Source organism: Variovorax sp. EL159 (assembly GCF_900100965.1).
Classification (GTDB): Bacteria; Pseudomonadota; Gammaproteobacteria; order Burkholderiales; family Burkholderiaceae_C; genus Variovorax.
In genome coordinates this window covers 698739-713085 of record NZ_FMUJ01000004.1, presented here as the reverse complement: position 1 = coordinate 713085, position 14347 = coordinate 698739, and the positions used below count along the sequence as shown (strand labels likewise).

Annotated in this window: 13 protein-coding genes; 7 read left to right on the top strand and 6 right to left on the bottom strand. The window is 67.3% G+C overall.

From position 1 onward, the window contains the following. Positions 1-6 precede the first annotated feature (6 nt). Positions 7-711 carry an aquaporin Z gene (gene aqpZ, locus BLQ28_RS20515; protein ID WP_093243180.1) on the top strand — a complete coding sequence of 235 codons (705 nt, stop codon included), beginning with the start codon at positions 7-9 and terminating at the stop codon, positions 709-711. 52 nt (positions 712-763) lie between these two features. On the opposite strand, the gene BLQ28_RS20510 is transcribed toward aqpZ, so the two are convergent. The 5 genes from BLQ28_RS20510 to BLQ28_RS20490 all read right to left on the bottom strand — a co-directional run bounded on the left by BLQ28_RS20510 (position 764) and on the right by BLQ28_RS20490 (position 5382). Next, positions 764-1102, bottom strand: coding sequence for a hypothetical protein (locus BLQ28_RS20510; protein WP_093243178.1), 339 nt, complete (start codon positions 1100-1102; stop codon positions 764-766). A 188-nt stretch (positions 1103-1290) separates the two neighbouring features. Then, positions 1291-2673 carry a sensor histidine kinase gene (locus BLQ28_RS20505; protein ID WP_093243484.1) on the bottom strand — a complete coding sequence of 461 codons (1383 nt, stop codon included), beginning with the start codon at positions 2671-2673 and terminating at the stop codon, positions 1291-1293. Continuing rightward, positions 2670-3326 carry a response regulator gene (locus BLQ28_RS20500; RefSeq protein WP_093243176.1) on the bottom strand — a complete coding sequence of 219 codons (657 nt, stop codon included), beginning with the start codon at positions 3324-3326 and terminating at the stop codon, positions 2670-2672. The genes BLQ28_RS20505 and BLQ28_RS20500 overlap by 4 nt, the downstream gene beginning before the upstream one ends. Before the next feature lie 125 nt (positions 3327-3451). Then, positions 3452-4576, bottom strand: coding sequence for a winged helix DNA-binding domain-containing protein (locus BLQ28_RS20495; RefSeq protein ID WP_093243174.1), 1125 nt, complete (start codon positions 4574-4576; stop codon positions 3452-3454). A gap of 23 nt (positions 4577-4599) precedes the next feature. Then, complete coding sequence (locus BLQ28_RS20490) at positions 4600-5382, bottom strand: pseudouridine synthase (protein WP_371126698.1); 783 nt, start codon at positions 5380-5382, stop codon at positions 4600-4602. A 251-nt stretch (positions 5383-5633) separates the two neighbouring features. Here BLQ28_RS20490 and BLQ28_RS20485 point away from each other — a divergent pair, with 251 nt between their 5' ends. The 6 genes from BLQ28_RS20485 to BLQ28_RS20460 all read left to right on the top strand — a co-directional run bounded on the left by BLQ28_RS20485 (position 5634) and on the right by BLQ28_RS20460 (position 12028). After that, positions 5634-6704 (top strand): bifunctional nicotinamide-nucleotide adenylyltransferase/Nudix hydroxylase, encoded by a 1071-nt coding sequence (locus BLQ28_RS20485; protein WP_093243172.1) that lies wholly within the window; start codon positions 5634-5636, stop codon positions 6702-6704. Between the two features lie 66 nt (positions 6705-6770). Beyond that, entirely contained in the window at positions 6771-8216 is a 1446-nt protein-coding gene (locus tag BLQ28_RS20480) for a nicotinate phosphoribosyltransferase (protein ID WP_093243170.1), read from the top strand. A gap of 406 nt (positions 8217-8622) precedes the next feature. Then, on the top strand, positions 8623-9777 hold the full coding sequence (locus tag BLQ28_RS20475) for an MGDG synthase family glycosyltransferase (RefSeq protein ID WP_093243168.1): 1155 nt from the start codon (positions 8623-8625) through the stop codon (positions 9775-9777). After that, positions 9774-10268: a hypothetical protein gene (locus tag BLQ28_RS20470; protein ID WP_093243166.1), complete on the top strand. Its 495-nt coding sequence runs from the start codon at positions 9774-9776 to the stop codon at positions 10266-10268. The genes BLQ28_RS20475 and BLQ28_RS20470 overlap by 4 nt, the downstream gene beginning before the upstream one ends. Continuing rightward, positions 10265-10807: a tyrosine-protein phosphatase gene (locus tag BLQ28_RS20465; RefSeq protein ID WP_093243164.1), complete on the top strand. Its 543-nt coding sequence runs from the start codon at positions 10265-10267 to the stop codon at positions 10805-10807. Before BLQ28_RS20470 ends, BLQ28_RS20465 begins: the two co-directional genes overlap by 4 nt. 90 nt (positions 10808-10897) lie before the next feature. Further along, positions 10898-12028: a zinc-binding dehydrogenase gene (locus BLQ28_RS20460; protein ID WP_093243162.1), complete on the top strand. Its 1131-nt coding sequence runs from the start codon at positions 10898-10900 to the stop codon at positions 12026-12028. A 42-nt stretch (positions 12029-12070) separates the two neighbouring features. On the opposite strand, the gene fusA is transcribed toward BLQ28_RS20460, so the two are convergent. Continuing rightward, on the bottom strand, positions 12071-14089 hold the full coding sequence (gene fusA / locus BLQ28_RS20455) for an elongation factor G (protein ID WP_093243160.1): 2019 nt from the start codon (positions 14087-14089) through the stop codon (positions 12071-12073). Positions 14090-14347: the final 258 nt, after the last annotated feature.

Below are 14347 nucleotides of genomic sequence, written 5' to 3'. Positions count from 1 at the left end.
AGCGTTATGGAACACAGTACCTACAAAAAATGGTCTGCGGAGTTCATTGGTACTTTCTGGCTCACGCTCGGAGGCTGCGGAAGCGCAGTTCTGGCCGCGGCCTTTCCAGGTACCGGCATCGGCTTTCTGGGCGTCGCACTCGCCTTCGGCCTCACGGTGGTGACGGGTGCGTATGCACTCGGTCCGATCTCGGGCGGCCACTTCAATCCGGCGGTGTCGATCGGCCTTGCAGCCGCTGGCCGCTTCAAGGCTTCGGAGCTCGCGGGCTACATCGTGTCGCAGGTGCTGGGTGCCATCGCGGCGGCCGGCGTGCTCTACCTCATCGCCACCGGCAAGCCCGGTGCCGACATCGGCGGCTTCGCCACCAACGGCTATGGCGAGCACTCGCCCGGCAAGTACGGCATGACGGCCGCATTGCTGTGCGAGGTCGTGATGACCGCGGTGTTCCTGATCGTGATCCTCGGCTCCACCGCCAAGCGTGCGGCAGGCGGCTTCGCGGGCCTGTCGATCGGCCTGTGCCTCACGTTGATCCACCTGATCTCGATCCCGGTGACCAACACGTCTGTGAACCCCGCACGCAGCACGGGCCCGGCCCTGTTCGGGCCGTCCTATGCCGTGTCGGAACTCTGGCTGTTCTGGGTCGCGCCCATCGCGGGCGCGATCATCGGCGCGGTGATCTACCGCGCTCTGCTCAGCAACAACGACGACTGATGCCGTCGTTGTCGTGAGCCGCGGCGGAAGCTATGTGTCGATTGCTACCGACTCAGCTTCCGCTGCTCGACTTCACCAGCGGCAGTGAAGTCGATTGCCCGATCGGCTCCGTGCCGGTGGGGTGCGAAGCCGCCCAGGCGCCGGCCTGGATGTCGGACACCGGCGTCGTCGAATTCATCGCGGGTGCAGAGGTCGACTGACCGACGGCTTCCGTGCCGCTCGGACGGGCGGCCGCCATGGCACCGGCTTGCACTTCCGGCTTTTCCGGTGAGTTCATCTGCAGCGGGTGGAAGTCCGAACCATCGGTGGTTTCGGCCGACGCATTGACCGCGCCCAGCGCTGCAAGCGCAGCAAAGGAACCAACGGCGAGAAGCTTGAAGGAATTGCGCATGGTGTGTTCTCCTGAGAGCAGGTTGTCTCCGGTCACGTGCCATCGCGCGAACTGCGCGTGGCAGGACCTGAATGCACTCTAGGCAGGCAGACTGAGATGAAGGTGAGCGAAGAGTTAAGCGCGGGTTAGCGTTGCGCTTAAAAATACCGCTTTGGTTTCACGCAAGCGCTGGTTCGCTGTTTCGCAGATCACTGCGCCATCGACGCGGGCAAATGCACACGTGCCATCAGGCCCCGGCTGTCGATGCGGTTGCGCAGTTCGATGCGCAGGCCGTGCCGTTCGGCCGCCGTGCGCGCGATCGCAAGCCCCAGCCCGCTGCCACCCGCCGCCGCGCCCGGCACGCGGAAGAAGCGATCGAACACGCGGCCCATCGCAGCCTGCGGAATGCCGGGGCCGTTGTCGAGCACATCGACCACCGCATGCCCGTCGAAGGTGTGCAGCCGTACGTCGACCACGCCACCTTCGGGCGCGTAGCGCAGCGCGTTGTCGATCAGGTTGTCGAACACGCTGCGCAGTTCGGCGGCCGGCGCGAACACCACCGCCGCCGTGGTGCCCTCGAAGCCCACATCCACGCAGCGTGCATCGGCCAGCACCATGAGCTGGCTCACGCTCTCGCGCAGCAGCACCTCGATGTCGACACGCTCGCCGGCAGCGCCGCGTTGCGGTGCATCCTGCCGCGAGAGATGCAGCAGCTGTTCGATCAGGTGCTGCGCGCGCGTCACGCCGGCTTCGAGCTGGTTGAAGCGCTCCGTGGCCTCGCCGGCCGGCACGTGTGAGCGCAGGTTCTCGATCTGCAGGCCGATGGCCGCCATCGGCGTGCGCAGCTCATGCGCCGCGTCCTGCACGAAGCGCCGTTGCGTGGCGAAGGCACTGCGCACGCGCGACAGCAGGTTGTTGAAGGCCCCCACCAGCGGCGCGATCTCGTCGGGCACGCGCGCAAGCGACAACTCGGTGGGGCTGCGCTCGTCCTGCGACGCCACTTCGCGCGCCACCGCGCGCAGCGAGCGCGACGCGGCGGACACGATGAGCCACAGGATCAGCAACGCCACAGGCAACAGCAGCGCAATCGGCAAGCCTTCGAGCAAGGCGCGCCGCAGCGCGCGGCGGCGGCGGTAGTCCTCGTTCTGCAGCACCTGCACGCGCGGCTGGTCGGCGCGCGGACCGGGCTCGGCGGTGAACACGCGCCAGCTCGATTGCGCGTGCGCACCCGCACTCACGTCGCTGAAGCCGATGCTCGGCTGCAGCGGCACCGACAGCGCGGGCCATGAACTCGCGCGCAGCGTGGTGCCGTCGGCGCTCCATATCTGCACGATGAACGCGCCGCGCGAGAAGGCGGCCTCGCCGTCCATCTCGCGTGGCGTCTTGGGCTGATCGCTGCCCGTATACGACTCGGCCACCAGCCGCATCTGGTCATCCAGCGCGTTGTGGACCAGGTTGCCGTAGGCCAGAAAAGAAAACCACGCCGTGAGCACGGCCGCAAGCACGTGCAGCGTGATCAGCCACAGCAGCAGTTGCGTGCGCAGCGAACGCGGCCGCCACCACCGGCCGTGGCCGCGCGTTGCACCGTTCATGCCGCCACGCGCCAACCCAGGCCGCGCACGTTGCGGATCGCATCCGCACCGAGCTTGCGGCGCATGCCGTGGATCAGCACGTCGATGGCATTGCTCGTCACTTCCTCGCCCCAGCCGTAGATGCGGTTTTCAAGCTGCTCGCGCGAGAGGATGGCGCCGGGCCGCTCCAGCAGCGCATGCAGCAGCGCGAACTCGCGCGCGGTCAGCGCCTCGCGTGCGCCGTTCACCACCACCTCGCGCGTGGTGAGGTCCAGCTGCAGCGCGCCGCTGCCGACCAGCGAGTGCGCAGCGCCGTCGCGGCGACGCACGACGGCCCGCATGCGCGCGAGCAGCTCGCGAAATTCGAAGGGCTTGAGCAGGTAATCGTCGGCGCCGAGGTCGAGGCTGTGGATGCGGTCGTCGACCCCGTCGCGCGCGGTCAGCACCAGCACCGGCGTGGCGTCGCCGCGTTCGCGGGCGCGCCGCAGCACCTCGGTGCCGTCTTGTTTGGGCAGGCCCAGGTCGAGCAGCACGCAGGTGTAGCCGCCATCGCCGAGAGCGCTTTGCGCGAGCTCGCCGTCGCGCACCCAATCGGCGGACCAGCCCGCGCCCTCGAGCGCCTGTTTCAGGCTGCGCCCGATCATTTCGTCGTCTTCCACCAAAAGCACGCGCATTGCAGCGACTCCTTCGGCCGCAAGGTAGCACGCGATCGGGATGACCGGAAGTGCTTGCGCCGTGGCGCAGCCTAAGGGCGAAGAATTAGACGGGACTGACTTGGCCGCCGCACAGTGCAGCAGGTTCAGGGCATGCGAACGGCGTGCCGCTCGCTTTCATCGCCGTCGCCATCAGCGGCGGTGAATGCCAGCAGCCGCATTGCCTCTTCCTGCACGCCGAGCCGGTCGGCCTTCGACCAGCGCGTGAACGGCTCCAGCACCACGGCGGCGGTGTTCTTCGCCCGCTCGATCTTCCACACGCCCGCGACGAAGCCGTCGAGCAGCACCGTGCCGCGCACGATGCCGTTGATGGTGAACACACGCGCGCGATGTGCCTCGCTCAGCACGCGGCTGCGGTCGGCATGCGAGAGCAGCAGGTTGTCCCACTCGGCGACGAGGCGCGGCGGCGCGGGTGTGTCGGGGTCGGGGCGCGGCGCGCGCGGCAGGTCGAACAATTCCTCGCCCTGCTCGCCCACGAACACGCGCAGCTTTGGCCGCAGGCGTTCGGCCACTGCCTTCCAGCCGGTCAGGCCCGACCACGCGCCCGCATCGGCCAGCGTGGCGGGGCCAAAGGCGGCGAGGTAGCGCAGCAGCAGGTCGTCCTGCGTGGCCGGAGCGACGCCGGCGGCAGATTCACCGAGCCAGTGCCCGATGGGCTGCAGCAACGCGCTCTGGTGCGAGTTCCAGCTGCCGGCGGGCGGCAGGTGCACCAGCGGCACGTTGTTGCGGATCAGCGCGGCCAGCGATGCGGTCTCGCGCCCCTTCCAGCGTGCGCCGAGCGCCTGCCCCAGCTCGGCGCTGGTGTGCGGGCGCTGGTCGAGCAGCGCACGGCCGGCCGCGACCACGGCCGCGCGATCGAGGCCGTCGAGCGCCCGCTTGTGGTTGCCCAGCAGGCCGCGCTGGTGCACGGGCTCCAGCAGCGGACGCCATGCCAGCGCGTCGGCCGCCGTCATCAGGTGCAGGGTCGAGCGCATCCCCGACATGCGCACGATGCGGCGCTTGCGCATGGCCTCGGTGAGTTGTTCGCGCTCGAAGCCTTCAAGCCGGCTCCAGAGGCCGATGTAAGGCGGGTTCGGTGCCTGCGCCTGCAACCCGCCCAGCCGCTCGATGGCTTGCACGGCCGACAGCTTGCGCCGCGCCAGCAGCATCTGGCGCGCCAGCGTCGCGCGGTTGAGCGCGCGCAGGCTCAGCAGCGGGGCATCGGCGGCCATGCGCGTGCGAAGCCCTCGGTCAATCAGAACTTTTCGTGCGGGCCGAGGTAGCGCCACTGCCCCACCGGCAGGTTGCCCAGCATCACCTTGCCGATGCGCACGCGCTTCAGGCCCACCACCTTCAGGCCGACCAGCTCGCACATGCGGCGGATCTGGCGCTTCTTGCCTTCGGTGAGCACGAAGCGCAACTGCTCGGGGTTCTGCCATTCGACCCGCGCCGGCTTGAGCGCCTGGCCGTCGAGGCTCAGGCCATGCCGCAGCTTCGCAAGCATCGCCGGCGGAAAGACCGCCTGCACGTTCTGCGTGACGGGATCGTCATCGTCCATGCGAATGAGCTGGCCGGTGGGCGCCGGCTGGCCCAGGCCGTGGTAGGCCACGCGCACGAGGTATTCCTTTTCCATCACCGAGTCTTCGCCGATCAGCTGGCGCGCGACGCGGCCGTCCTGCGTCATGACCAGCAGGCCGATGGAATCGATGTCGAGCCGGCCGCACGGCGCCAGTCCGCGCAGCTGCTGGGGGCTGAAGAAGAAGCGCGCGTTGTCGTCCGCCCAACGGTTCTGCGGGGTGAACAACACCACCGCGGGTTCATGCCCGTCCTCGGCCTGCCCGCTCACATAGCCGATGGGCTTGTTGATGAGGATGGTGACCTGGTTCGCCTGCTGGCCCTTGGCCGCCTTGTCGATCTCGATGCGGTCGGAGGGCGTGACCTTCACGCCCATCTCGGCCGGCTTGCCGTTCACCTTGACCCAGCCGTTGGCGATCCATTCGTCGGCTTCGCGGCGCGAACACATGTTGAGTTCGGCCATGCGCTTGTTGAGCCGCACCGGGCCATCGCTGGACGCTTGCGGCGCGGGCGCGCGGCGAAACGGCTGGCTGGATTCGGTCGGAGGGCGGGCCGGCAGGCGACGGGCCGGGCCGTTGGAGGGAGGAGACGCAGGCATGGCCGATTATCGATGAGGCCCGGTGGCCGTCGCCAGAATGGCTTGATCGAAATGCGGGAGCGCGCTATCCTGACCGCAAGCGCGAGTTGATCGCGCCCTTTTTGGGGGATTCCCAAGTGAGCACACGCAAGTACCAGTACGCCATCGTCATCGGGCGTTTCCAGCCCGTTCATTTCGGTCACCAACGACTCATCGAAGAGGCCTCTCGCGCCGCCGATCGGGTCATCGTGGTGGTCGGCTCCGCCCGCACACCGCGCAGCGTCAAGAACCCCTTCACTTTCGACGAGCGCGAACGCATGGTGCGCGCCTGCCTGCGCAGCAGTGACCAGATGCGCGTGAGCGTCGTCGGCGTGGGCGACTCGCCCTACAACGACCAGCTCTGGATCGCGTCGATCCAGTCGGCCGTCGAGCGCCTCATCCAGCAGGACGGCCATGCGCCCGCCAAGGCCAAGGTGGCGCTGGTGGGCCATCTGAAGGACGCATCGAGCTACTACCTCAAGCTGTTCCCGCACTGGGAGTTCGTGGCCCACCAGAACGTGGAGAGCCTGAACGCCACCGACGTGCGCAGCCTCTACTTCGACCCCGAGAACCGCGGCCAGCTCGCACGCGCCGACCTGCCCGACGGCACCGCCGCATTCCTCGAACAGTTCACGCACACCGGCGACTACGCCGAGCTTTGCGAAGAGCGCGCCTTTCTTGTCGACTACCGCGACAAGTACCGCTATGCGGGCAGCGACTTTCCGCCCATCTACACCACGGTCGATGCCATCGTGGTCGAGGCCGGCCACATCCTGCTGGTGCAGCGCAAGTTCCACCCTGGCAAGGGCACCTGGGCGTTGCCCGGCGGCTTCGTCGGCCAGCACGAGCGGCTGCAGGACGCTGCCGTCCGCGAGCTGAAGGAAGAAACCCGGCTCAAGGTGCCCGTGCCCGTGCTCAACGGCAGCATGAAGGCCAGCCATGTGTTCGATGCGCCCGACCGCTCGCAGCGCGGCCGCACGATCACGCACGGATTTTTCTTCGAGCTGGCGCACAACCAGTGGACCGGCCTTTCGGACGTGCGCGCCGACGACGATGCGGCCGAGGTGCGCTGGGTGCCGATCGCAGAATTCCTCGACATGCAGGACCGCGTCTACGAAGACCACTTCTTCATCGCGAATCATTTTTTGGGTGGCCTGGGCAAGAACTGAACGACCAGGCTTTGTCAGCAAGAACGGCACCCGGTTGACGGGTGCCACAGTGAAAGGAGCTTTCACATGAACCGCAACCTCACCTCCTCGCCCCTGGGCAACAACCTGCTGCTGCGCACCGACTCCTACAAGGTGTCGCACTGGATGCAATATCCGCCCGGCACGCAGACGGTGTACAGCTACATCGAATCGCGCGGCGGCATCTTCAGCCACTCGCTCTTCTTCGGCCTGCAGGCGTACCTGCGCGAGTACCTGCAGACGCCCGTCACGCTGGCCGATGTCGATGAAGCCGCCGCGCTGATGGCGGTGCACGGCGAGCCCTTCAACCGCGAAGGCTGGCTGCGCCTGATCGAGAAGCACGGCGGCCTGATGCCCGTGCGCATCCGCGCCGTGCCCGAAGGCAGCGTGCTGCCGGTGCACAACGTGCTGGCCACCATCGAGAACACCGACCCCGAGTTCTTCTGGGTCACGAGCTTTCTCGAAACCGAACTGCTGCGCGCCATCTGGTACCCCACCACGGTGGCCACGCTGTCGGCCGCCGCGCGCACCACGCTGCTGCGTTACCTCGAAGCGACATGCGACGACCCGCAGGGGCAGATCGCCTTCAGGCTGCACGACTTCGGCGCGCGCGGTGTGTCGAGCCTCGAATCGGCGGCGCTCGGCGGCATGGCGCACCTGGTCAACTTCATGGGCACCGACACGCTCGCCGCGCTGGTGGCCGCGCGCCGTTATTACGACTGCGATGTGGCGGGCTTCTCGATTCCCGCGGCCGAGCACAGCACCATCACCGGCTGGGGCCGCGACCACGAGGCCGATGCGTACAGCAACATGGTCGAGCAGTTCGGCAAGCCCGGCGCGACCTTCGCGGTGGTGAGCGACAGCTACGACATCTTCAATGCCTGCGCGCACATCTGGGGCAACGAGCTGAAGGCGAAGGTGGTGGGCTCGGGCGCGACGCTGGTGGTGCGGCCCGACTCGGGCGACCCGGCCGAAACCACGCTGAAGGTGGCGCAGATCCTGGCCGATCGCTTCGGCACCACGACCAACGCCAAGGGTTTTCGCGTGCTGAACAACGTGCGCATCATCCAGGGCGACGGCGTGACGCTCGATTCGCTGCGGCTGTGCCTGTCGAACTTCTTTCACAACGGGTTCTCGACCGAGAACATCTCCTTCGGCATGGGCGGCGGGCTGCTGCAGCAGGTGAACCGCGACACGATGCAGTGGGCGATGAAGTGTTCGGCCATGCAGGTGAACGGCGAGTGGCGCGATGTCTACAAGTCGCCGGTGGGCGATGTGAGCAAGGCATCGAAGAAGGGGCGGCTCGCGCTCGTGCAGAACGCGCGTGGCGAGGTGCAGACGTTGCGCGAGGAAACGCTTGCGGCCGATCAGGTCGATCTGCTGCAGACGGTGTTCGAGAACGGGCGCATCGTGGCGAGCACGACTTTCGATGCGATTCGCGAGCGTGCGGCCGTTGGTGTCAATCAGTTCGTGACTTCGCGCGCTCCGCTCTGAAGGGTTTCTTTCGCGGCGCTGCTGTTCGGGGCGCGTGCGGATGACACCGGGTACTCCCCTGCGCGAATGTCCCCCGCTTCGCTCCTCCTTTATTTCGCTGCGAGGAGCACCCGGTGCCATTCGCACGAGGGCACGCTGCTGGTGAATCGCTGATCAATAACTGCTCTGACAACGCCCACGCCGGCGGTGTGCTCCCCGCAGCGAAATAAAGGAGGAGGGGCGCAGCCCCGGGGGACATTCGCGGAGGGGAGTACGCCGTCGGCGTGAGCGCCGCCCTGAACAGCAGCGCCAGGAGCAACAACAGCGCTCAAGTCGAGGAGTTCATCACCCCGCAAGCCGCGACCTGGACAGCCGCAGCCAGCACTGCCACGCGGCATGGCCATAATCCGCGCAGACTGCCGAATCCATGACCAAACTCCTGATCCTCAGCGTAAGTGCCGGCAACGGACATGTGCGTGCAGCACAGGCGCTCGCCGCCACCGCCCAGACCCTCGCCCCGCCCTGCACGGCGGTCCACATCGACGCCATGGCCCATGTGGCCGGAGGCTTTCGCAAGGTCTACACCGACTGGTACATCCAGCTCGTGAACCGCGCGCCCGACCTCTGGTCGTACCTCCATCAGCGCACCGACGTCACGCCGCACCACGCGCCTTCGCAACGGCTGCGCCGCGGCATCGAGCGCCTGAGCACCGGCGCGCTGGTGCGCGAGATCCGCCGCGAGAAGCCCGATGCGGTGATCTGCACCCACTTCCTGCCGGCCGAGCTTCTGATGCGTGAGCGCAACCGGGGCCGCATCGACTACCCCGTGTGGCTGCAGATCACCGATTACGACCTGCACAACATGTGGCTGGTGCCGGGCATGGCGGGCTACCTTGCGGCGACGGAAGAAGTGGCCTTCCGCCTGCGGGCGCGCGGCATTCCGCCGGAGCGCATCCACGTGACCGGCATCCCGGTGATGCCCGGCTTTTCCGAACCCGACGTGCCGGCGCTCGCGCGCCACGCCTGCGCGACCGAACTCGGCCTCGACCCCTCGCGCCCCATCCTGCTGATGGCTTCGGGCGGCGCCGGCGTGGGCGACCTGCCCAGCATGGTCGAGCGCGTGCTCGGCCTCGGCGGACAGGACGGCAGCAAGGGCAACTTCCAGGTCATCGCCGTGGCGGGCCGCAACGTCGAGGCGCACGGCAAGCTCGAGGCGCTGGCCCGGCGCCATCCGGGCCGCGTGGTGGCCATCGGCTTCACCAACGAGATGCACAAGCTCATGGCTGCGGCCGACTTGGTGGTTACCAAGCCCGGCGGCCTCACGGTGTCCGAATGCCTGGCGCTCGGCAAGCCGATGCTGCTGATCTCGCCCATTCCGGGGCAGGAAGAACACAACGCCGGCTTCCTGATGGAAGAAGGCGCCGCATGGCTTGCCTACGACGCCATCGGCCTCGACTACAAGGTGGCGCGCCTGATGGCCGACCCCGCCAAGCTCGCACACATGGCCACGCGCAGCCGCGCGCTCGGCAAGCCGCAGGCCGCACGGGCCGTGCTGCAACACGTGCTGGGTGCCGGCGCGTGAGCGGCGAGGTCGAAAAGACGGGCGTGGGCCGCACGCTCGGCTACCTCGTCTGGGTGGTCGTGATGGCCTTCTTCTTTGCCAACGCAGAAATCCAGATCGAAGGCGGCGCGGGCTGGGCCACCTCGCTGCCCACTTGGCGCATCGAGAACAGCATCTGGCTCGACATCTTCTGGGGCGGCCGCGCCATGACCGGCTACCACGCCTGGGTCTTCACCTTCATGGCGCTGGTGTTCTTCTCGCCGCTGGCCTTCAACGGACGCTGGAAGCTGCGCGACTGGGGCCTTGCGCTCGCGGGGCTGATCGTGTTCTGGGTCTGCGAAGACTTCATGTGGTTCATGATCAACCCGGCCTTCGGCTGGGCCCGCTTCAACCCGGTCGATGCCTTCTGGCACAAGCACTGGCTGTGGGGCGCGCCGGTCGACTACTGGGGCGGCCTGGCGGTGGCGCTGCTGATCGTGGTGACCCGGCACTGGCGCCGAAAGAAGAAATGACCACACCGAAGATCGACGACCCGCGCCCCGGCCACTGGGCCGACCCGCTGGACGAACTGCGAGTCGAGAACCTGCACCGCATCACACCCACGCTGTACCGCAGCGCACAGCCCCGGCGCGCCAACATGGCCGCGCTGCAGTCGCTGGGCATCCGCACCGTGGTGAGCCTGCGCTCCTTCAACGACGACAAGAAGGTGTTTGCCGGCTCCGGCATCCGCCTCTTGCGCGTGCCGATCAACACCTGGTCCATCGACGACGCCAAGGTGCTGCGCGCGCTGGTCGCCATTCGCGAGGCCGAAAAACTCGGCCCGGTGCTCATCCACTGCATGCACGGCGCCGACCGCACCGGCGTGGTGGCGGCCGTCTACCGCATGGCGGTGCAGGACTGGGACAAGGACAGCGCGCGCCACGAAATGCTGCGCGGCGGCTACGGCTACCACACGCTGTGGCGCAACATCCCGCGCTACATCGAGCGGCTCGACCCGCCGAAGATGCGCCACGCGCTGGCCCATGCCCAAGCCATTCCCATGGTGTCCTGAAGGCGCCTGCGGCTTTCGCACCCCGCTCCTATACTGGCCGCCCCGTGGCCACCGGCCATCTCCGAACGAACCTCTTCAAGGGCTACTTCCATGGCGCTGCAAATCCGCTCCCTCGTTCGCTCGAACGGCGAACTCGAACTCTCGCTGTATGACGAGCCGATCCCCGAACCGCAGGCCCACGAGGTGGTGATCCGCGTCGAGGCATCGCCGATGAACCCGTCGGACCTGGCCCTGCTGTTCGGCGCCGCCGACATGAGCACCGCCAAGGCATCCGGCACGGCCGAGCGCCCCGTCGTTACCGCCACCGTGCCCGAACGCGCCCGCGCCTTCGTTGCCGGTCGCCTCGACCAGTCGATGCCGGTCGGCAACGAAGGCGCAGGCGTGGTCGTCAAGGCCGGCTCGTCGCCGGCCGCGCAGGCCCTGCTCGGCAAGACCGTGGCCGCTATCGGCGGCGCCATGTACTCGCAGTACCGCGCGGTTGCCGTCGCGCAGTGCATGGAACTGCCGGCGGGCACGACGGCGGCCGAAGGTGCTTCGTGCTTCGTCAATCCGCTCACGTCGCTCGGCATGGTCGAGACGATGCGGCGCGAAGGCCACAAGGCGCTGGTGCACACCGCCGCCGCCTCCAACCTCGGCCAGATGCTCAACAAGATCTGCCAGAAGGATGGCATCGACCTCGTCAACATCGTGCGCAAGCCCGAGCAGGAAGCGCTGCTGCGCGGCCTCGGCGCGAAGTACGTGTGCAACGCCACGTCGCCCACTTTTCTCGAAGACCTGACGCAGGCGCTGGTCGACACCGGCGCCACGCTGGCCTTCGATGCCACCGGCGGCGGCAAGCTCGCGGGCCAGATCCTCGGCTGCATGGAAGCGGCGCTGAACCGTACCGCCAAGGAATACAGCCGCTACGGCTCGACCACCCACAAGCAGGTCTACATCTACGGCGGCCTCGACCGCAGCCCGACCGAGTTCGTGCGCAACTTCGGCATGGCATGGGGCATGGGCGGCTGGCTGCTGTTCCCGTTCCTCGGGAAGCTCGGCGACGAAGGCACGCAACGCCTGAAGGCACGCGTGGTGGCGGAACTGAAGACCACGTTCGCAAGCAAGTACACGCGCGAGGTGTCGCTGGTCGAGGCGCTGCAGCTCGATGCGATCGGTGTGTATGGCAAGCAGGCGACGGGAGAGAAGTTCTTGCTGAATCCGAACAAGGGCCTGGCGGCCTGACATGAAAAAAGGGCGGCCCACAGGACCGCCCTTTCAAGGCCATCAGCTCTTCGCGAGCCCAGCCGTTTCACTCGCAGGCGCCACTGCGTAGTGATCGAACTGCATCGTGTACTGCGCGCGGCCCGAAGACAGCGCGCGCAGGTTGCCGATGTAGCCGAACATCTCCTTCAGCGGCACACGCGCATCGATGACGGCCGCGTTGCCGCGCATCGTCTGGCCGCGAATCGAACCACGGCGCCGGTGCAGGTCACCGATGCAGTCGCCCAGGTAGTCGGCCGGCGTGATGACCTCCACGGCCATCACCGGTTCGAGCACCTGGGGCCCCGCCCTGACAGCCGCCTCGCGGAATGCCTTGGCAGCCGCCAGCTCGAAAGCCATCGCGGACGAATCGCGCTCATGGTGGCTACCGTCCACCAGCGTGGCCACGAAGTCCACACACGGAAAACCGGCGGCCACACCCGATTGCGCGGCTCGGCGGATGCCGGCCTCGACCGCGGGAATGAACTCGCGCGGAATGACGCCGCCCACCACCTGGCTCTCGAAAGCGATGCCTTCGCCACGCGCTTGCGGCGCGAGACGAAGCGTCAGCTCCGCGAACTGACCGGGGCCGCCGGTCTGCTTCTTGTGCACATGGTGCACCTCCACTTCTCTTGAAATCGTTTCACGGTAGGCGACCTGGGGCCGGCCCACCGACACATCGATGCCGTACTTTGCGCGCAACTTCTCGATCGACACTTCGAGCTGCAACTCACCCATGCCCGAAAGGATCGTCTGGCCCGATTCGGCATCCTGCCGAAGCTGCAGGCTCGGGTCTTCCCGCAACATGGCCTGCAATGCCTTCGACAGCCCTTGCTGATCGGCCTGCGCCTTCGCTTCGATCGCGATGTGGATCACGGGCTCGGGCACGCTGATCTCTTCCAGATGCACCGGATGGTTCCGGTCACACAGGGTGTGGCCGGTCAGCGTGTCCTTCAACCCGACGATGGCCGCAATATCGCCGGCCACGAGCTCGTCGCGTTCGATGCGGTCGTCCGCATGCACTTCATACAGCCGTGCCGCGCGTTCGCTGCGACCTGTCGTGGCATTGAGCATCGCGTCGCCACGCCGCAACCTGCCGCTGTAGACGCGCACGAACACCATCGCGCCGTGGTCGTCGGTGACGACCTTGAACGCGAGGGCTGCGAACGGCGCCGCCGGATCGCACGCCATCTCCACTTCGCCAGGCTTCGGCAGCCAGTCCACGACGGCATCGAGCAGGGGCTCCACGCCGCGATTGCGGAACGCCGAACCTGCCAGCACCGGCACGAACGCACCTGCCAGCACACTCTTGCGGATGCACGCGCGCAGCGCGTCGGCCGTCGGCTCTTCGCCATTCAGATACGCGACCATTGCCGCTTCATCCTGCTCAACCGCAAGCTCCACGAGCCGCGCGCGATGGCGCTGCGCCAGAGCCAACGAATCGGCAGGAATCCCGGCCACGCGGTAGGGCTGGCTGGCATCGTCCTTGTCCCAGACGAGCGCGCGCATGCCGACCAGGTCGATCACGCCACGGAAGTCGCCTTCCGCGCCAATGGGCAACTGCACGGCCACGGCCTTCACGCCCAGGCGTTCTTCCATCATCGCGACCACGCGCAGGAAGTCGGCGCCGAGCCGATCGAGCTTGTTGACGAAGGCGATGCGCGGCACGCGGTACTTGTCCGCGAGGCGCCAGTTCGTTTCCGTCTGCGGCTCCACGCCGGCAACGCCGTCGAACACGACCACGGCACCGTCGAGCACACGCAGGGAACGGTTCACCTCGATGTTGAAGTCGATGTGGCCCGGCGTGTCGATCAGGTTGATCTGGGTCGCGTTCCAGTGGACCGTGACGGCCGCACTGCTGATGGTGATGCCACGCGCGCGTTCCTGCGGATCGAAGTCCGTGCGGGTCGTGCCGCTGCTCACGTCGCCGATGCGATGGCTGTCGCCGGCGTAGAACAGGATGCGTTCGGTGGTGGTGGTCTTGCCCGCGTCGACGTGGGCAATGATGCCGATGTTGCGGATGTTCCTGGGTTTCGGGTTCATGACGAATCTCTTTCTTTGAATCGAGGCGCGTCCTGCGCGCTTCGCATGCCTGGTTGGCTTTGCGCCAGCCCCAGGCGAGATTCGCCTTGGGGCTAGCGACGAACGGGGTCGTGCAATCTGTTGTTGCTGCGGCCGGAGCCCGGGCGCACGGTGTCCACGCTCCGGCGGACGGAAATCGTGGCGATCAGCTTGTCGTAGGTACGCATGGTGTGAATGGAATGGGAACGCAGAAAAAACAAAACCCCGGAGGGACGAACC